The organism is Mucilaginibacter sp. GW821-FHT07H05, from assembly GCF_059418485.1.
Genome location: NZ_JBWKPY010000001.1, coordinates 727591 through 746668, shown reverse-complemented (window position 1 = coordinate 746668; position 19078 = coordinate 727591). Strand labels below are relative to the sequence as shown.

Annotated in this window: 18 protein-coding genes; 6 read left to right on the top strand and 12 right to left on the bottom strand. The window is 45.3% G+C overall.

Going from position 1 to position 19078, the window contains the following annotated elements; genetic code table 11:
- Nucleotides 1-4: 4 nt before the first annotated feature.
- The 3 genes from AC07M6_RS03170 to AC07M6_RS03160 all read right to left on the bottom strand — a co-directional run bounded on the left by AC07M6_RS03170 (nt 5) and on the right by AC07M6_RS03160 (nt 2026).
- A complete protein-coding gene (locus tag AC07M6_RS03170) occupies nt 5-1348 on the bottom strand; it encodes a DEAD/DEAH box helicase (protein WP_494887461.1) in 1344 nt (447 codons plus the stop codon).
- An 81-nt stretch (nt 1349-1429) separates the two neighbouring features.
- Nucleotides 1430-1792: a DUF5615 family PIN-like protein gene (locus tag AC07M6_RS03165; RefSeq protein ID WP_494887460.1), complete on the bottom strand. Its 363-nt coding sequence runs from the start codon at nt 1790-1792 to the stop codon at nt 1430-1432.
- Complete coding sequence (locus AC07M6_RS03160) at nt 1793-2026, bottom strand: DUF433 domain-containing protein (protein WP_494887459.1); 234 nt, start codon at nt 2024-2026, stop codon at nt 1793-1795.
- A 116-nt stretch (nt 2027-2142) separates the two neighbouring features.
- Here AC07M6_RS03160 and AC07M6_RS03155 point away from each other — a divergent pair, with 116 nt between their 5' ends.
- Nucleotides 2143-3483: a dihydroorotase gene (locus AC07M6_RS03155; RefSeq protein WP_494887458.1), complete on the top strand. Its 1341-nt coding sequence runs from the start codon at nt 2143-2145 to the stop codon at nt 3481-3483.
- A gap of 166 nt (nt 3484-3649) precedes the next feature.
- On the opposite strand, the gene AC07M6_RS03150 is transcribed toward AC07M6_RS03155, so the two are convergent.
- Entirely contained in the window at nt 3650-4702 is a 1053-nt protein-coding gene (locus tag AC07M6_RS03150) for a winged helix DNA-binding domain-containing protein (protein WP_494887457.1), read from the bottom strand.
- A 31-nt stretch (nt 4703-4733) separates the two neighbouring features.
- Nucleotides 4734-5702: a helix-turn-helix transcriptional regulator gene (locus tag AC07M6_RS03145; RefSeq protein WP_494887456.1), complete on the bottom strand. Its 969-nt coding sequence runs from the start codon at nt 5700-5702 to the stop codon at nt 4734-4736.
- 84 nt (nt 5703-5786) lie between these two features.
- Between AC07M6_RS03145 and AC07M6_RS03140 the strand changes: the two genes are divergently transcribed.
- The 3 genes from AC07M6_RS03140 to AC07M6_RS03130 all read left to right on the top strand — a co-directional run bounded on the left by AC07M6_RS03140 (nt 5787) and on the right by AC07M6_RS03130 (nt 7926).
- Nucleotides 5787-6029, top strand: coding sequence for a putative signal transducing protein (locus tag AC07M6_RS03140; RefSeq protein WP_494887455.1), 243 nt, complete (start codon nt 5787-5789; stop codon nt 6027-6029).
- Nucleotides 6030-6106: 77 nt separating this feature from the next.
- Nucleotides 6107-7120 (top strand): glycosylasparaginase, encoded by a 1014-nt coding sequence (locus tag AC07M6_RS03135; protein ID WP_494887454.1) that lies wholly within the window; start codon nt 6107-6109, stop codon nt 7118-7120.
- Between the two features lie 62 nt (nt 7121-7182).
- Nucleotides 7183-7926 (top strand): copper homeostasis protein CutC, encoded by a 744-nt coding sequence (locus AC07M6_RS03130; RefSeq protein ID WP_494887453.1) that lies wholly within the window; start codon nt 7183-7185, stop codon nt 7924-7926.
- A 206-nt stretch (nt 7927-8132) separates the two neighbouring features.
- Here the strand turns inward: AC07M6_RS03130 and AC07M6_RS03125 are convergent, their stop codons facing one another.
- Entirely contained in the window at nt 8133-11003 is a 2871-nt protein-coding gene (locus AC07M6_RS03125) for a TolB family protein (protein ID WP_494887452.1), read from the bottom strand.
- 69 nt (nt 11004-11072) lie between these two features.
- On the opposite strand from AC07M6_RS03125, the gene hscA reads away from it, so the two are divergent.
- Nucleotides 11073-12950 (top strand): Fe-S protein assembly chaperone HscA, encoded by a 1878-nt coding sequence (gene hscA, locus AC07M6_RS03120; RefSeq protein ID WP_494887451.1) that lies wholly within the window; start codon nt 11073-11075, stop codon nt 12948-12950.
- 201 nt (nt 12951-13151) lie between these two features.
- Here the strand turns inward: hscA and bioB are convergent, their stop codons facing one another.
- The 3 genes from bioB to AC07M6_RS03105 form a co-directional block, all read right to left on the bottom strand.
- On the bottom strand, nt 13152-14153 hold the full coding sequence (gene bioB, locus AC07M6_RS03115; protein WP_494887450.1) for a biotin synthase BioB: 1002 nt from the start codon (nt 14151-14153) through the stop codon (nt 13152-13154).
- 27 nt (nt 14154-14180) lie between these two features.
- A complete protein-coding gene (gene mgtE / locus AC07M6_RS03110; protein WP_494887449.1) occupies nt 14181-15530 on the bottom strand; it encodes a magnesium transporter in 1350 nt (449 codons plus the stop codon).
- Between the two features lie 93 nt (nt 15531-15623).
- Nucleotides 15624-15905 carry a hypothetical protein gene (locus tag AC07M6_RS03105; protein ID WP_494887448.1) on the bottom strand — a complete coding sequence of 94 codons (282 nt, stop codon included), beginning with the start codon at nt 15903-15905 and terminating at the stop codon, nt 15624-15626.
- A gap of 111 nt (nt 15906-16016) precedes the next feature.
- Here AC07M6_RS03105 and AC07M6_RS03100 point away from each other — a divergent pair, with 111 nt between their 5' ends.
- Nucleotides 16017-16517: a P-loop NTPase family protein gene (locus AC07M6_RS03100; protein ID WP_494887447.1), complete on the top strand. Its 501-nt coding sequence runs from the start codon at nt 16017-16019 to the stop codon at nt 16515-16517.
- On the opposite strand, the gene AC07M6_RS03095 is transcribed toward AC07M6_RS03100, so the two are convergent.
- From AC07M6_RS03095 to ribD, 3 genes are read right to left on the bottom strand one after another with little or no spacing between them, the layout of a single operon-like run.
- Complete coding sequence (locus AC07M6_RS03095; RefSeq protein WP_494887446.1) at nt 16514-17128, bottom strand: IMPACT family protein; 615 nt, start codon at nt 17126-17128, stop codon at nt 16514-16516. The two genes, AC07M6_RS03100 and AC07M6_RS03095, sit on opposite strands and share 4 nt — an antisense overlap.
- The gene (locus AC07M6_RS03090) at nt 17128-17994 is read right to left on the bottom strand and encodes an EamA/RhaT family transporter (RefSeq protein ID WP_494887445.1); all 867 of its coding nucleotides are present in this window, start codon (nt 17992-17994) and stop codon (nt 17128-17130) included. Before AC07M6_RS03090 ends, AC07M6_RS03095 begins: the two co-directional genes overlap by 1 nt.
- Before the next feature lie 8 nt (nt 17995-18002).
- On the bottom strand, nt 18003-19052 hold the full coding sequence (gene ribD / locus AC07M6_RS03085; RefSeq protein WP_494887444.1) for a bifunctional diaminohydroxyphosphoribosylaminopyrimidine deaminase/5-amino-6-(5-phosphoribosylamino)uracil reductase RibD: 1050 nt from the start codon (nt 19050-19052) through the stop codon (nt 18003-18005).
- Between the last annotated feature and the right edge of the window lie 26 nt (nt 19053-19078).

Genomic DNA, 19078 nt, shown 5'->3' with positions numbered 1-19078 from the left:
ACGATCAATGTTTCTTTTTGAATTTTTTGGTCGGATTTTTTGAGCCCAAACGCGGATTGGCCTTTAATTTTTTAGCATCGAATTTTTTATGCTGGGCCAGGGTTTTCTTCTCGTGGAAGGCGCCTTTAAAATCGGGATCTTCCTTGCGTTTTTGCAGGTCTATTTCTTTGTTCTGATCCTGGCGTTCTTCGTAAGGGGTTTCCTCAACAAAAACGTCATCAGGTATGGGATACACGTCGATGATCTGCCTGATCAGCCTTTGGATCTTACCCATATAGTATACCTCGGTAGGGTTGCAAAAGGTAATAGCCTCCCCTGCCTGCAAAGCGCGGCCTGTACGGCCTATACGGTGTACATAATCTTCATATACCACCGGCACATCAAAGTTGATCACGTGGCTCACATTACTTACATCTATCCCGCGCGATGCTACATCAGTTGCCACCAATATCTTCACCTCGTCATCCTTAAACGAATTGATGGAATTGATGCGGGTATTTTGTCCTTTATTGGCATGCAGTACTTTAACCAGCTTTTGATTGTACTTGCGCACCAGGTATTTGTACACATCCTCGGCCACGACGCGGGTTTTGCAGAATACGATTAGCTTGGTGATCACATTCTCTTCCGCGTCCAGTAAATTACGCAACAGGTTGATCTTAGTTTTAATGTTGGGTACGTGATACAGCTTTTGTTTGATCGTTTGGGCCGGGGTTGCCTGCGGGGTAACCTCTATAATAGTTGGGAACTCCAGGAAATTAGTGGAAAGCTGCTGAATCTTATCAGACATGGTAGCCGAAAACAACAGATTTTGGCGTTTGCGCGGTACCACTTCCAGTATCCGGTTAATTTGCGGCATAAAGCCCATATCCATCATCTTATCGGCTTCATCCAGTACCAATACCTGCAGGGTTTTGGTAACGATGTGACCGGCCAGATAAATATCCATCAGGCGGCCGGGTGTAGCTACGATGATGTCCACCCCCTTTTTAATGTTCTCTATCTGCGTTTTAGGGCCTAAGCCTCCGTATAATACAACAGTGCGCAGGTCGGTATATTTAGAATAGGCTCTTACATTCTCTTCAATCTGCATGGCCAGCTCGCGGGTTGGCGATACAATGAGCGCCCGCGCGTGTTCGCCCTGGGCGTATTTCAGCTTCATAATAATGGGCAATACATAAGCAGCGGTTTTACCCGTGCCGGTTTGCGCAATACCCATCACATCCTGTCCGTTAAGTATGGGCGGAATGGCTTTTTGCTGTACAGGCGTCGGTTCGGTATAGCCGGCGTCGGCTATAGCGTTTAAAACCTGCTTGTTAAAATTAAAATCTTCGAAGGCTGCTGCCATAGCCGGCAAAGATAGGTCTTTTAGTCGGGAAGTCGGAAAAGTCCGGAAGACGGAAAGATATTTGACAGAGATGTGTTGGTTTTAGATAGGTAGTTTTCTAAACCTTATCCGGTTATCTTCAATAGTGATAATAAAATCCCCATCTAATTGGCCTGAAAGTTTTTCAAAAAGTAATTCCAGTTTGGTTATTATGTTTAGAGGAGTAAAATCCGATACGCGGAATTGTATAACTGATACTTGTTGATATTTATTAAAGGCTAATAATTGACCAAAATCCATATCGGCGGTTAAAATGATCCTGTTTTCTTTTATAGCCTTTTCAATGATTAAATTATCGGGTAAGGTGAAAAGGTTTTCATCATTTAAATGCACCGCATTATGCCCATGCTGCTTAAGCCATGTTGCAACATGCGCCGATATCCCCATATCCAATAAAAATTGCAATTAAGATACTTTTTGAGTGGTATATAATTCTTCTTCGGCTAAATATGCGGCATATTTTAAGCATTGATCTATATCTTCTGCCTCAAGGGCTGGGTATTGATCAAGTATTTCGGTTTTGCTCATACCATTTGCGGCAAGATTAAGCACCAGCGATACCGTAATACGCATGCCACGTATACAAGCTTTACCGCCCATAATGTTTGGATCCGATGTTATTCGATCTGTAGTTAGCATATCGTCTTTTTTATAAAATTACGATATTAAACGATGCATGTCAAATTTAAAGAATGATGGGGCTTAATTTAAAATTCCGACTTGCGGACTTCCCGACTTTCCACCATCTTTGCGTTATGCCCACCATCCTCATCAAACAAGCCACTATAGTTAACGAAAACCGCCAGTTTGTAGCCGATCTTTTGGTTAAAGATGGCCTGATAGACCGGATTGATAATCACATTGATGTACCGGCCGACCAGGTGATCAACGGCGAGGGTTTACATTTACTCCCCGGTTGTATAGACGACCAGGTGCATTTCCGTGAGCCGGGATTAACGCATAAGGGCGAGATCTATACCGAATCGCGGGCGGCTGTGGCGGGTGGCATCACCTCCTTTATGGAAATGCCGAATACCGTACCGAATACGCTTACGCAGGAATTACTGGCTGATAAATATGCCATAGCCGCGCAAAAGTCGTTGGCCAACTACTCTTTTTATATGGGGGCCAGTAATGATAACCTGGACGAGGTGCTCAAGACCGATATCCATAATGTTTGCGGTATTAAGGTTTTCATGGGGTCGTCAACCGGGAATATGCTGGTGGATAACCCGACCACGCTGGAGAAACTGTTTGCCGAATCGCCCATGCTGATTGCTACCCATTGCGAGGATGAGGCCACCATTAAAAAGAACCTGGCTTATTATAAATATATTTTAGGCGATAACATCACCATTAACGAACATCCCAAAATACGGAGCGAGGAAGCCTGTTACCTGTCTTCGTCCATGGCGGTTGAACTGGCTAAAAAGAACAATACCCGCCTGCATATCCTGCATATCTCTACCGAAAAGGAAACGCATCTGTTTGATCATACTACACCGTTAAAAGATAAACGCATCACCGCCGAAGCCTGTATACACCATCTCTGGTTCAGCGATGCGGATTATGCCACGAAGGGCAACCTGATTAAGTGGAACCCGGCCGTAAAAACCGCGCATGACCGTGATGGCATATTAAAAGCCGTTTTAGATGGCCGTATAGATGTTATCGCGACAGATCATGCCCCGCATACCATTGAAGAAAAAGCTCAGGCATACTTACAGGCACCATCCGGCGGGCCGCTGGTGCAACATGCGTTGATTGCGATGCTGGAATTGTATCATCAGGGAAAGATCACGCTTGAGCAAATCGTAGAAAAGATGGCGCATAATGTGGCTACCTGCTTCCAGGTTGAAAAACGTGGATTTATCCGCGAAGGCTATTGGGCCGATTTAGTATTAGTTGATTTAAATAAACCAAACAAAGTACAGGCCGACCATATTTTATACAAATGCAAATGGAGCCCGTTCGACGGGGAAACTTTCACTTCTTTAGTAACGCATACGCTGGTATCGGGTAATTTGGTTTACCAGAACGGGGAATTGATTGAAGGGGTTAACGGGAAGCGATTAAGTTTTGAGCGGCAGCTATGACTTGATACCTAAAACACCTTGTCATTGCGAGCGTAGCGTGGCAATCCCATAGGACAAGCAAGCGTATCTGCCTATGAGATTGCCGCGTCGCCCCACAGCACAACCCAGACTCCTCGCAATGACATGGTTGAACCCTTGAAGTTTTAAAATTTCGTAAGTCTGATATCTAAGTAGAAATAACAACAGTTTTACCCAAGTGCTTACCATACAACTCAGCCGCTTTTTGCAACTGAGTTTCGTCTACCTTGCCAAATATTTCGGGTTCAATTAACACGCTTTCTTTTTTAAGCGTTCGCTTCCAAATGCCGGCAACTTTGCCTTTTGCTATAATAGTATTACTGAATAAGGCATTATTCCTTGCGTTAATATGGCTGGCGGCAGCCAATGCCGATCTATCCGCATAACCTACAATATATTCATCATACGTTGGCAACAGGTATATTTTATTGTTCATTTTACCCGCATCAGGCATGTCAGCCGCAAACCAGTATGTCCGGTCTTTAATCGTTATTGTGTTAAGCTTATCGCCTGCAATGTCAATACCCCGCTTCACATCAGCCAATGTTAAACCCGACCACCAGGCGCAATCGTGTGCGGTTGCGGGACCATGACCGGTAAAATAGCGCTCCATTAGTTTTGCTAAAGCCTCATCCCTATCAATCGGTTGGGTTTTAGGCGCACGTTCATCTAACAAGGCATAAGTAAACTGGTTACCATTGCGCGGGCCGCTGCTTATTAATCCGGCCAGTTCGGCATGCATCATGATATGGGCGGCGCGGTTATTATGGGTGGCAACCCCTGCTTTATTCAATATAGCTGATAACTGAGTACGGGTAAGGTATTTATGCCCTTCTAAACTCCTGATCAGGATATCATGGCATTTATTCAAAACCTGTTCGGTGAGTTCAAATTCCCGGTAACGTGCTGCATTACCGGCGTTTATCCGTGGCGCGGTTAGTTCCAGCATCCACCTGATATCTGCAGGATCAACAAAATGCCATGTTGGGCGCAATACGTGGGTGCGTAATATTTTACCGTCGGTTAAGGCTTGCTCAATCACCTCGTCCTTCGCATTTTTCAGGCGTAAGGCTAAAGCCCATTTGGCGCCGGCATAGTCCTGCGCCTGCACAGCGCCAAACCAACCCACTACCTCTGCCACATGTTTAAATTGCTGTCGGGCTATCTGCTGATTGGCTAATCGTTGTTTAAGAATATCCATGATATAAATTAACAGCTGAGGGATGACAATCCTATGTCAGCAACAGATCGGGACTGGAGATATTTTTCGCCATCTCATCCAGTATCACCCTTATCCTGTCCCTTAAATAATCGGGGGTGATAATTTGTGCCTGGTCGCCAAACATCAGGTACCAGCGGGCAAAACCTTCGATGGAGGTAGTTAAAAAAGTCATCTGGATGGCGTCGCCCTGCTCCTCCTGCGATACAAAACCGTTATAAAATTTCTGCGCGTCAATATAAGCGCATATCGTCTTATCTACATTCATCACTACGGTATGTAGCTTTTGCTCTTTGGCTACTTGCGACAGGTATTGCTTTAGTGTAGGATGCTGTTTATCAAATTGCAGGCCGGTAGTATATAATTTCTTGATCCGGTCGATACGAAAATCGCGGTAATCATCCCGCAAGCGGCAATAGGCTATCAGGTGCCAGTAACCCTCCGCAAAAAATATCCCAACGGGCTCTACATGGCGTGTGGTATCGGCCTGGCTGTGCAGGGCAAAATAATCGATACCTAAAACGTTTTTATTAACGATAGCGGTTAATATCGGTTGCAGCGCATTGTGGTCGGTATCTTCAGGCCCTCGTTTTTTCGATCGTAGTACGGCTATGTTGCCATCCATATCCTCCAGCATGTGCTTATCGGCCGATCGTAAAACGGCCTTCACCTTGTACATGGCCGATTGATATTGCGCGGTGGTAGCCGCATCGGTCAACTTCTCTACAAATTTTTCGGCAGTTAAAAAGGCGGTGGCTTCCTCTTTCGTGAACATTACCGGCGGTAAACGATACCCATCCATAATAGAATAGCCTACCCCCGCCTCGCCGATGATGGGTACACCGGCTTCCTCAAGGGTTTTCACATCGCGGTAAACGGTACGCAGGCTAATATTAAAGCGTTCGGCTATATCTGCGGCCTTTACAACGCGGCGCGATTGCAGTTGAATTAAAATGGCGGATATGCGGTCGATGCGGTTCATTATTGATCAGACGAATAAAAATACCAATATCGCATAAAAAAGCTGCGATAAAAACCTATTATTGAAAAATCATGTTGAGTACTTATGGATAATAACGGACATATCATTACGTTTCAAACTTTTTATGACCCCATGCTGGCCCACATTATCCGCACCCGGTTAGAAGCTAACGGCATCTCATGTTTTATCAGTGATGAAAATACCATTGGCGCCAACCCGCTTTATAACCAGGCCATTGGTGGTATTAAATTAAATATTTTTGAGCACGACATAGAAAAGGCGAACGCTATTTTAGCGGATGATACCGGTTTGAATGAGGAAAAATAGCAGGACAAATTGAGGACAAATACGTATCATTCCGGATACAATCCGGATGATATTAGCCATAAATATATCTTAGCTTTATGTATAACAGGCGTAAGTTTATCAAATTATCGGCCATAAGCGCGTCTTTGGCCACATTTATTCCCCGCATTGCAAGGGGAAATTCCGATCCTTCTACCGTTTCTACATTGCCTGTAGTTATCTCTACCTGGGATTTTGGCGTAGTTGCCAATGCCGCTGCCTGGGAAGTTTTAAGTAAAGGCGGCCGGGCGCTCGACGCGGTTGAAGCCGGGGCCAGAATCCCCGAGGCCGACCTGAAGAACCACTCGGTAGGCAGGGCCGGTTATCCCGATCGTGATGGCTTTGTAACACTGGACGCCTGTATTATGGATGAGTTTGGTAATTGCGGCTCTGTAGCTGCCATGGAAGATATTGCCCACCCCATATCGGTTGCCCGGCTGGTGATGGAGAAAACGCCGCATGTAATGCTGGCCGGCGATGGCGCAAGGCAGTTTGCTATCCAAAACGGCTTAAAAAAAGAGCGTTTGCTAACCCCCGAATCAGAAAAAGCCTGGAAAGAATGGTTAAAAAAAGCGGAATATAAACCCATCATCAATATAGAAAACTCGCCGCAGATGCGTGGCAGCCAGTATAACCATGATACCATAGGCATGCTGGCTATTGACAGCAAAGGCAATATATCCGGCGCTTGTACTACCAGCGGAATGGCCTTTAAAATGCACGGGCGTGTAGGCGACAGCCCAATTATTGGTGCCGGCTTGTATGTAGATAACGAAGTTGGCGGCGCTACATCAACCGGTGTTGGCGAAGAAGTGATCCGCAATGTGGGCAGCTTTTTAGTGGTTGAACTGATGCGCCGTGGCTATAGCCCCGAAGATGCCTGCCGCGAGGCGGTAAACCGGATCATCAAAAAGAAGCCTGAAACCGCCAAAACTATACAGGTTGGATTTTTAGCCATTAACAAAAAAGGCGAATACGGCGCTTACGCCATTCAAAAGGGGTTTTCATTCGCGGTGTGCAATAAACAAAAGCAAGATTTATTGATCAAAGGCAAGAGTTTTTATAATAGTTAACCGTATATTTATAATTCTAATTCATTTAACTATAACAACTATCAACTACCACAGCCTAACCTATGATCTCATTAGAGGTATGTGCTAACTCTGCTATTTCGGCCATATCGGCACAAGCGGGCGGGGCAATCCGTGTTGAACTATGTAATAACCTGCACCAGGGCGGTACCACTCCTTCCCATGGCCATATTATGGTGGCCCGTAAAGAATTACATATTAAACTTTACACCCTCATCCGGCCGCGCAGCGGTGATTTCCTGTATACCAAAAACGAATTTGAAGTAATGCTGTCGGACGTGCGCCATAGTATTGAGTTGGGTTGCGATGGAATAGTTTTTGGCATACTGAACAAGGACGGAACGGTTGATATGGAACGCAACGCGCAAATCATAAACATGGCGCGCCAGCATGGTTTAGGCGCTACATTTCACCGTGCGTTTGATGTTTGCGCCGACCAGGAAAAAGCCCTTGAAGATATCATAGCATTAGGCTTTGAACGCATTTTAACATCAGGGGGCAAATCAAGCGCTATGGAAGGCGCCAGTGCTATTATACACCTGATAGAAAAAGCCGCGGGCCGTATCAATATTATGCCCGGTGGCGGCATTAACGAGAATAATCTGGGGCATCTGGTCCGCTTTACCGGTATTACAGAATTCCACTCATCCGCCCGTTCTGTTGTGAATAGCAACATGACCTATAAAAATCAAAATATTATGATGGGCAGCCGTTTTGTAGATGAATACGCTACCTACGAAACCGATATCGAAGTAGTAAAAAAACTGATCCGTATAGCTAATTCCTAATCATTGGGTCATTGGGTCATTGGGTCATTGGGTCATTGGGTCATTGGGTCATTGGGTCATTGGGTCATTGGGTCAAAATGCCTGCGGCATTTTTTAGACTAACTATTTAATGACTCAATGACAGCGCAGCGTAATGACTCAATGACGCGAAGCATAATGACAGCGCAGCGTAATGACCCAATGACGCGAAGCATAATGACCAATAACTAAAACAAAGTAAGCGGTACAATTAGCTCAATCCGGTTGCGTCCGTAACCGCCAAACAAGTCGTCATCCAGTAAACGGCTGTATCTTAATCCGAAGGTAATAGGCACCTGGTTAAACCACGATGTATCAAAATACAGTTCGGCCCCTACCGTGCGGAAATTGGCCTTAAAGGTATTCCCGTTGGTGAAAAAATCTTTGGCGTGGGTATAATCATAAAACAGGTTGCCACGCAAACGGGTAATATAAATAGCATTTGCCAAACCTGCATCCGGGTACGCTATCGGGAAATGATAGTTTACGCCCACCTTCTCCATCTGGTACAAGTTTTCGGCGGTATATCCCCGTGAGTAAGGAAAGTTGTTGGAGAAACTGATGACACTGTTCTTATTTCTTTGCTGAAATGCGGTGTTAACCACAAAGTTGTGGTTGGTTAAAAATCCCGGCAGGTAAAACGTACCCGATGCCAGGAACTGGTTTGCATTAGCCCCCGTAAGGCCAAACTTATAATTAAGCGTCAGGCTTTGCCCAAAGCGGGGATAAATATTCTGTTTAGCCTGGCCAATGCGGTTGCTAAATGTGATGGTATTATTGGAGTAGGTGTATGATCTATCGTTAAACAAACTGCGGTAGGCCGATTGAAAGCTGGTGCTGTTATAGATCACATCCGAACCAAACGATAAACCGGTAATATGGGTACCGTTGGTAAATGTTAATGGGATAAGGGCGCCGGCACGCAGCTCCATCTCATTCCAGTAAACATTACTGCCCTGATAGTATCCCTTGCGATCGACCGTATAATTTACCGAACCAATAAGGTATGGGAACAATGCGCCGTATACCGCCCCAAAGCCAAATTCTTTATAACCCTCATCGCGGTTATAATTAAACATCAGGCTGGATTGTAAGGTATTCAGCACGTTCTCTCCTTCAAGCGATATGGTATAGTTCGGGTCATCAAAGGATGGTATCAGGCTATGGAAATTAAACAGGTGGTACGCTTTATTGTATTTGGTAATAGCAAGCGGCTCATCTTTTACCTTAGTTAAGGTATTTGTGGCCGAATCTTTATTTAACGAAGTGATGCCAAAACCAGATAAGTGATCAATGGCAGAACCGGACACATTAGTCCATACAACAGACTTTTTATCAGCCTCATGAACTTTATAACCGTAAGCAGTAAAGCTTACCCAGGCCAATTTGTTGTTACTAACCGTAGCCTGGTAGTTACCGATTCTGTTCTTTAATGAATCATTATCCAGCAGGTATAATTTGCGGTTTTTCGTTGTCAGAGCAAACAATCGGTCGTTTACACCCATACTGGCCGAGAAATAAATGGTATCATTCCTAACCATCGGGAAGCCGGAGAGCGCTGTTTGCAGCAGGTAATCTACCTTACCGGTTTTAATATCAATAGTGGCCAGGTGCATTTCCCCCTCAGTATTCCTAATGGCCGATATCAGCTTTTCATCACCATAAAACTTAGGGTAAGTATAAAACAGCTTGCCGGGGTTTGGTACTTTGGCCAGCACTTTGCCATCAGCCGCGCTTAAAATATGGATCTCGCTTTTGCCCGACGGGCCAACTTCCACCGCCACTATCCGTTTACCGTCATTACTAAAATCGGGCGAAAAGTATTTGGTATGATAGGTTAAAGATCTTTGCCGGCCGGTGTTTACATCCAGTACACGCAGTTCGTTATAGGTACGGTATCCCCAGCGCAAATCGGGGCGGTAAGCGGCATAAACAATCTTACCATCGTGATAAGCAAAATAGTTATCCAGCGAAAAATCCCTCAGCCCTATCTCTTTTTCAATATTCCCTGTTTTCATCACAAACACCGCACGATGGTTGTAAGTGCTTTTCATGTAAATGATGCTTTGATCATTCACATAAGCCGGGTATTCCTGGTCGGCAATAAAGTGCTGATTTTTTTTGATGCCCGTTTCTGGTCGATCATTAAACGTTTGTTTAAATGATTGCAAAGCGCTAACCCTGAACTGATTAAAATCAATCCCCGCTTGCTGCTTAAACGCGTTTTGAAACGGATAAAAAGGGGTTTTATAAGCCGCGGCATTGTGTGTTACGTTTTTCCAAAACTCATTGCCGTATTTCTCGCGGCCATAGCTTACCAGCATATAGCCTAAAGGGTAATGGTCGGGCGTATAATCCAGGTACGATCCATTACGCAGCTTCATATAGCTATAATCCTTCCCGGCGGCCCATAAAGCGCGATATCCGTTAAAAAAAAACGGGATACGGCCCCTGCCCTGCTTGCTGACATGGGTTTCGTTATAAACGGCATCGCCTTCAAAAAACCAGTTGGGGATGGATAGTTCATTACCCAATGCCTGCCCGCCTTCGCCAAACAGCACTTTAAGGCCATGAGATACGCCTACATTAAAATTGTTGTACTGCTGCACGTGCCGGTATTCGTGTATGGCCAGTTGGTCTATCCAGGTAAGGCTGCCCAGTTCAAAACTGTTTTGATCGGGTGTTAAGTAAAACTCACTACGGAAGGGCGCCAGGCCTACGTACGCGTTTGATATGGTATTTTGGTTTTGGAGTACAACGCTCACCTGTTTTTGCTTAAAGCCTATGGTAGGTTGCGTGGCCCTGTTCATCCGGTGAATAATATCAGCCACCCGCCTGCCGGCGCTATCCATCCCTGCAGGGAAGATCACTTTTACCTCGGGCGTGTTTACCTGGTTCCACTTAATGGATGGCGGGTTGCCGCCAAACTCCTGCGCATGGGTTATGGTTATGTTTGCAATAACAAACAACAATACTACAAACCATTGTATGCTGGGGTAAGCAGGTTTAATCATCAGTGTGAAATTAGCTACAAAATAGATATAAAGCAATTCCCTCATTCAATTCACAATAACATGACACTCAATCTGTCAAAACTCGCTACATTTGCCGCTTGTTAATGCACATACATGGCTAAAGTTTCAATTAACCTGGCAACGGGTTCATTACAAAAAGAAGATATTATTGTAGGGATAGATCTGGGCACCACCAATTCACTGGTGGCCTTTATCAATCCCGATAAAAACCCGCAGGTAATTAACGATATCGGCAAGGGCGTTTTAGTACCTTCTGTAGTCCATTTTGGCCCGACCGGCGATATTACTGTTGGTAACGATGCTAAAGAATACTTAATCAGCGACCCAGCCAATACCATATTTTCGGTAAAGCGATTATTAGGCCGCTCGTACCATGATATTGAGCATTATAAGGACTTCTTTTCATACAAGGTGATCGACGATAACAGCGAGAGTTTGGTTAAGATTAAGGTCGGCTATAAATTTTACACCCCTATTGAGCTTTCGGGACTGATATTAAAGGAACTGAAAGACCGTGCCGAACATGCCATTAAAACCCCGGTTAACCGCGCGGTAATTACCGTCCCGGCTTATTTTAACGATAGTCAGCGCCAGGCCACCCGTGATGCGGGCAAACTGGCCGGACTGGATGTATTACGCATTGTGAACGAGCCTACAGCCGCCAGTTTGGCTTATGGCATTGGCTTAGATCCCGAAGAAACCAAAACCATTGCCGTGTACGATTTAGGCGGCGGTACCTTTGATGTTTCTATCCTGCAGATACAAAACGGCATTTTTGAAGTGCTGGCTACCAATGGCGATACCTTTTTAGGCGGCGATGATTTTGACCGCGCCATTGTGAACTATTGGATTGAACAAAATAAATTAGACAAAGCTATATTAACACAAGATTCGGGCTTGACCCAACAGTTGCGTTTAAAGGCCGAGGAAGCTAAAAAATCATTTGTTTTCCAGAGTTTGTTTAACGAAAAGCTTGGTGATATTTGGTGCACGCTGGATAGAAACACCTTTAACAGCCTGATCCTGCCCAAAGTGCAACAAACTATCGACTGCTGTAAAAGCGCGCTGAAAGATGCGGGCCTGGGCATTGAAGCTATTGACGAGGTGATTATGGTAGGCGGATCAACCCGTACTACTTTGGTGAAACAAATGGTGTCGGATTTCTTCGGGAAACCGGTGCATGATAGTGTGAACCCCGACGAGGTAGTTGCCCTTGGCGCTGCCATACAGGCAGATATTTTAGCCGGTAACCGCCGCGATATTTTATTACTGGATGTTACCCCGCTATCATTAGGTATTGAAACCATGGGTGGACTAATGGATGTGATCATTCCGCGTAACTCTAAAGTACCTACCAAAGCCGGTCGGCAGTATACCACGTCGATAGACGGGCAGGTGAATATGAAGATTGCCGTTTACCAGGGCGAACGCGACCTGATTAAAGAGAACCGTAAGCTGGCCGAGTTTGATTTGAAAGGCATCCCCGCCATGCCGGCAGGTTTCCCTAAAGTGGATATTAACTTTTTGCTTAACGCGGATGGCATCCTGAAGATTCAGGCAGTTGAATTACGATCGGGCGTGAAACAGGAGGTGGAAGTTACCCCAACCTACGGCATTACCGACGACCAGGTGGAGCAAATGCTGATGGATAGCATCACCCACGCCAAAGAGGACGTAGCCCAGCGCATGATTATAGAGGCCCGTACCGAAGGTGAGTCAATGATAAATCAGGCTAAAAGCTTTATTCGTAAAAATGCGGAATGGTTAACAATTGCTGAGATAACGGGTACGCAAACTTTAATAGATGCTTTACAATCGGTACTAACATCTGGCGATAAGGACCTGATCCACAAAAATATTGACGAACTGAACGAATTTACCCGCCCCTTTGCCGAACGCTTAATGGATCAGGCCATCAGCCATGCCATGAAAGGGAAAAGTGTGGAAAATCCGGATGGTGGGGAGAAATAATTACTGAAGTCACAGACTTCAGCTGATCTTTAAGTTTCAGTCACAGACTGAAACCAGACATGATATAACAAGGGCGGCATTGCTTTGCAATGCCGCCGTTTAAATTTTCAACTGGCTTCAGTCTGGGACTTATTCCGCCCCGCCCCCACTGGCTTCAGTCTGTGACTGAAGCCTACAGATAGAAATAAGTCTGCGACTTATTTACTCCGCAATAACCTCCTGCTGCAAAGCTTTCGGCCTGCCATTCTTAAACGCTTCGCGGGGTTTTAAACCCAGCAATTCAAACATGGCCATATCGGTATCAAACGACGGGTTTGGCGTGGTTAACAGCTTATCCCCGGCAAATATAGAGTTAGCGCCTGCCATAAAGCAGAAAGCCTGTTCAACCGTAGTCATTTCTGTACGGCCGGCGGATAACCTTACTACTGTTTTAGGCATAATAATGCGTGTTGTGGCTATCATACGCACCATATCCCAAACGGATACCTTAGCCTGATCGGCCAGGGGCGTGCCTTTTACAGGCACCAGGGCGTTAATTGGTACCGATTCCGGGTGTTTAGGCAGGTTGCTTAATGTTTTCAGCATCGAGATCCGGTCTTCCACCGTTTCGCCTAAGCCAATGATACCACCGCTGCATACGGTAATTTTAGCCTTGCGTACATGTGCTAACGTTTGTAGGCGTTCATCGTAAGTGCGGGTGGTAATAATGCGTTTATAGTCATCTTCAGATGTATCCAGGTTGTGGTTATAAGCGTACAAACCAGCGTCGGCTAAGCGCTGCGCCTGGCTTTCGGTCAGCATACCTAAGGTGCAGCATACTTCCATATCCAGTTCGTTAACGGCTTTCACCATTTCAATTACCTTGTCAAAGTCCTTATTATCGCGTACCTCGCGCCAGGCCGCGCCCATGCATAAGCGCGAGGCACCGCCTGCTTTGGCTTTTTCGGCCGCGGCAACAACTTCGTGCTTAGGCAATATGGCGTGCACATCCACACCTGTACTGTAACGCGCCGCCTGCGGACAGTAAGCACAATCCTCTGGGCAGCCGCCGGTTTTGATAGAGATCAGCGAACTGATCTGCACCTCCGAGTAATCCTTATTCTCGCGGTGAATAGTTGCCGCCTGGTAAATCAGGTCGAGCAATGGGGTATGGTATATTTCGGCTATTTGTTCTTTAGTCCAGTCGTTTCTTACAGGTGTCATATTGATATATAATTTCAGTGCCCAAATTTATAATAAAAGCTGGCTCGCTAACCATAGTGGTAATAAAAAGCCGATACAATCTGTAAAAGTGGTGATGATAATTGACGATCCTACAGCCGGATCAATCCCTAAGCGCTTTAAAATTAAGGGGATAGACGCCCCTGTTAATCCGGCAACAATCAGGTTACCTGTCATCGCTAAAAACAACACCAGGCCCAGTTTAAGGTTAGCATCATAAAACAACGCAAACAGGAATACGATGAAACCGTTAACCGCGCCATTGATCATCCCTACCAAAAACTCCTTCAAAACAGTTTGGTAAGACTGCTTATCTGTTAAATCACTTAGCGAGATACGCCTCACCGTTACCGCAAGCGCCTGGGTAGCGGCATTGCCGCCCATACCGCCAATAATGGTCAGATAGGCCACTATAACCGGGATCTGCGCTTCTATGCCGCTGTAATGCCTGATTACGGCCGCTGCCAGGAAAGCAGTAGCCAGGTTGATAATCAGCCAGGGCAGGCGGCTGATCACCGCGTCGCGCCAGTTACCGCTCAATTCTTCGTCTTCAGATACACCGGAGATCTTCAGGATGTCTTCGGTGTTTTCTTCCTCCATTACGTCGATGATATCATCAACCGTAACACGGCCCAGCAGGCGCATATTATCATCTACAACGGGGATACTGGTCAGGTTATATTGCGATATCAGCTTGGCCACTTCCTCCTGGTCAAGATCGGCTTTAATGTAAACGTAATCCGTTTTCATCAATTCGCCAACTATCGAATTACTTTTGGCTTTGATGATATCCTTTACCGAAACGATACCCTGCAGCACATCGGCGTTATCAACTGCGTAAATGGTGTAAAACTCCTCCATCTCTTCCGATTGGCGGATCACCTCGTCCAGCGCTTCCTTTTTATTCAGACTGATGTTCACCTTGATCAGGTCGGTGTTCATCAAACCGCCGGCCGTATCTTCCTGGTAAGTTAACAGCGCGCGGATGCTGGTGGCATCTTCCTGGTCAATATCGGCTAATATTTCCTGTTGGTCTTCTTCGGTTAGCTGGGATATAATATCGGTAGCATCATCATAATCCAGTTCTTCTACAATCTCCGACCGTTTTTCGGGATGCAGGCCCACCAGTAATTCGCCGGGGTTATGCTCCTCGTCCATTTCGGATATCACATCCGAAGCCAGGTCGGCAGGCAGGATATTGATAATGCGTTCACGGTCTTCAACCGGGAGTTTCTCAAATAAAATAGCAATCTCCGAGGAGTGGTATTCCTGCAAAACCGCTTCCAGTTCGACATCGCTACCCTCCAGTGCCGCTTTAATTTTAAGCAGGTCGGATTTATTAATTTCAAAAGATTGCATATCGTGCCAAATTAGGTATTATATGGGCAATGGGCAACAAAAAGGGGCGATTTTATTCGCCCCGAGATGTTATTCGTTAACAAACAATTACAGTTATGCGATCTTTCGCAACTTGTAAGATGTATTATTGTGATTGATAACCAGTTCATCCATACCCATAGATTCGATCATGATCTTGCGGTCGCCGGTACGGTCGTAATTGTGGATGAGCAGGTAAAAATGATCATCATTTTTAATCAGCCTGAATGGTGAAACAATAGTGCCCCATACACGGTTTTGCTCATAGGTTTTTATTTTTAGCAGGTAATGCGCAAAGTCGAACTCAAAGCGTTTGTCATTTTCCTGGTAAATACCGTTAGGTAAAGTTGTTTGCATGGCGTGTTGAAGGTTTGTTTTTATAGGATAATAGTATAACAACGGCCTTAATAGCGTGTTTTAAAAAGTTTTAATTTTTATTTTTGTGTACAACATCGTTTCCTGCAGTTTATGAAAGTATTGATCTTTGGCCCCTCCGGCTCGGGTAAAACTTATGTAGCACACGCCCTCAAACAGCAAGGGATAAATGCATTTGACGATGCGGATATACCAGGTTTGTCAAACTGGTACAATGCCAATGGCAAAAAAGTTTCCCCGCCGCCCGCAACAGCCGATGAAGCATTGAACAACCGTTATTCCTTTTTATGGAGTGTGAAGGCCATGCAGGCGTTTCTTAATCAGTTTAACGAAGTTTATGTTTTCGGTGGTTCGGGAAATGTAGCGGGTGTTTTTCATCTTTTCGATAAAGTCTATTTCCTGCATGTGAGCCCTGAACTACAGAAAGAACGAATACTGAGCACGGCAAGACCAACCCCGATGATGGATAAAAACGACGATGGTGTAGTAATATGGGGCGGCTGGTTCGAAGAATTGGCTAAAGACCGTAATATCCCGTTCATTGATGCATCGCAAACGCCCGAAGAAATCTACAAACTCATTAAAAGCATTTAAGCGGTGTAGTCAAACATTGTTTTAATGCCTGTGATACATTCCAACTTATTTAAAACCTGGTTCACCTGCATTTTGCGGATGGCGAGGGTAACACTGCAATTATTATCAAAAACCTGGTTCAATACGGTTAACTGATCGTCTTTAATCACTTTCATAACCTCGTTCATTTGCAAATAATCGAAGTTGATGGTGTAGATATCCTTAACTGTTTGCTCCATCACTTTAGCTTCGGCCAAAGCCATTTCGGTTGCAGATTTATAAGCATTGATCAGTCCGGGGACGCCAAGCAGCGTCCCGCCGAAGTAGCGCACCACCACTACCAGTATATTGGTGAGGTTTTTGGAGAGCAGCACATTCAATATGGGGCGGCCTGCCGTACCCGATGGTTCGCCGTCATCATTCACCCGAAAAACAGACCTGTCGGGACTTAAACGCATGGCCCAGCAGTGGTGATTGGCCTTGGGATGCTCGGATTTTAGTTTGGTGATGATCTCCTTAATTTCGCCATCGGTACGGATAGGATAAGCAAAGGCTAAAAACTTGCTGCCCCTATCGCGGAATATGGCCCTGGATGGCTGCGCTATGGTTTGGTAAGTATCGTCAAAAAGCATTAATGTGTTTGGGCATACGCTATTATCATAATAGCTATAACAGCCAGTACTATACCAGCCTTATTTAAATTACTCAATTTCTCTTTAAATACCGCTAACCCGATGATGGCGCCAAGGGTAATTACCCCAATATTCATGGCCGAAAACACGGTTGACGGACTACCCGACAGGGCTTGGTGGGCTTTTAAATAAAACAGGATATTACCAAAGTTAGCCACGCCCAATATCCAGCCAAAAAAGATATGCCTGATGGTAAATTTGATCTTCCTGGCTGCCACCATGGCTATCAGTACAATCAACGATAAGATAAATGCCGCAGAATAGATGAGAAACAACGCCGTGGGAAAGGGAACGGCTTTAAACGCGGCTACTTGTTTAAACAGCACATCTATAACTCCCATGCCTATAAACACAATAATGAGGTATATCCAGGTGTTACCCGTTTTGCGGCCGCGTGCATCCTGCTTTTGCCATGGGACGGAACAAATAATAGCGATAATACCAATAGCCAGCCCGATAAGTTTAAGCGGTGAGGTTGGCTCGTTAAAGATGGTAAAGGCAGCAATAAGAGGGATAAACAGTGATAGCCGCTGTGCCACATCGGTACGCACTATGCCGGTATATCTTACCGATAAGCCGATAATAACAAACAAGGCCGGCAGTAATACCGCCAATGCGCCGTAGATATAAACCGGTGCACCGGTTAAATTACCCAGACCTGGCCGGTAAAAAAACCAGGTCAACAGCATGGCGATAGAGTAATTCCAGGTGATGGCCTGAAAAACATCTATCATGTACCGCCTGGCCATTTTTAACAAAACGGATACGATAACACTGCAGCAAACACTTAAAAAAACGTAGATCATTAAATATACTATCGGCTATGATATAAAATGGTTAATTGGTCGGCCCCTACCGGGTATCCATCTATAATAACTCCATTAATTACAGGACTTTGTATTCCACTACCTAAAGTTTTATTACCGGTAAATATCCTGGCTTCATCCCATAAACCGGCTTCAATAAACCTGTTTAATGTGGCGGCGCCACCCTCAATAATTACCGATTGTATATCCTGTATATATAATTGGAACATCAAATATTGCGGCACGTAATTATCAAAATCCTCCAGCGCAATGTATTTGATTTTGCCGTCAATATCGGTCTTAATTTCGTTAAAAACTAATGTTTCTACGCTCTGGTCAAAAAGGTGCAGGTTAGGGCTCAGTTCCAGCCGCCTGTCAATCACCACCCGCTTGGGCGAACGGCCTTCCCATTCGCGCACATTTAACTGCGGATTATCTATGCGGGCGGTGTTTTTGCCTACCAGTATGGCATCCTCTTCACTACGCCATTTGTGTACCAGCTTACGGGCTTCAGGGCCGGTGATCCAGTATTGGCTGTTATCATCAGGGGCAAAAAAGCCATCCCGGGTTTGGGCCCATTTGAGTATAATATATGGCCGTTGTTTTTGTACCCGGGTAAAAAAGCGTTTGTTCAGGTCTATACACTCCTGCTCCATTATACCGGTTATTACCTCGATACCTGCTTCCTCCAATTTCTCTATCCCCCGGCCATTTACCTGGCTAAAGGGATCGCGACAGCCTATAACCACGGTTGGGATCCGGTATTTAATGATCAGATCGGCGCAGGGCGGCGTTTTGCCGTAATGTGCGCAAGGCTCAAGCGATACATAGATTGTTGAAGTGCGCAGCAACTCTTCCGCGTTGTTAAACTTGCTTAAAACGCTGTTAACCGCGTTAACTTCGGCATGGGCTTCGCCGTATTTTTGATGGTATCCCTCGCCAATGATCAATCCATCATGCACAATCACAGCGCCAACCATCGGGTTTGGACTTACATAACCGGCACCCAATTGGGCCAGGTCTATACAACGCTGTAAATATTTATGATGCTGAGGCATGGTGCAAAAGTAGCTTTTATGTTTCT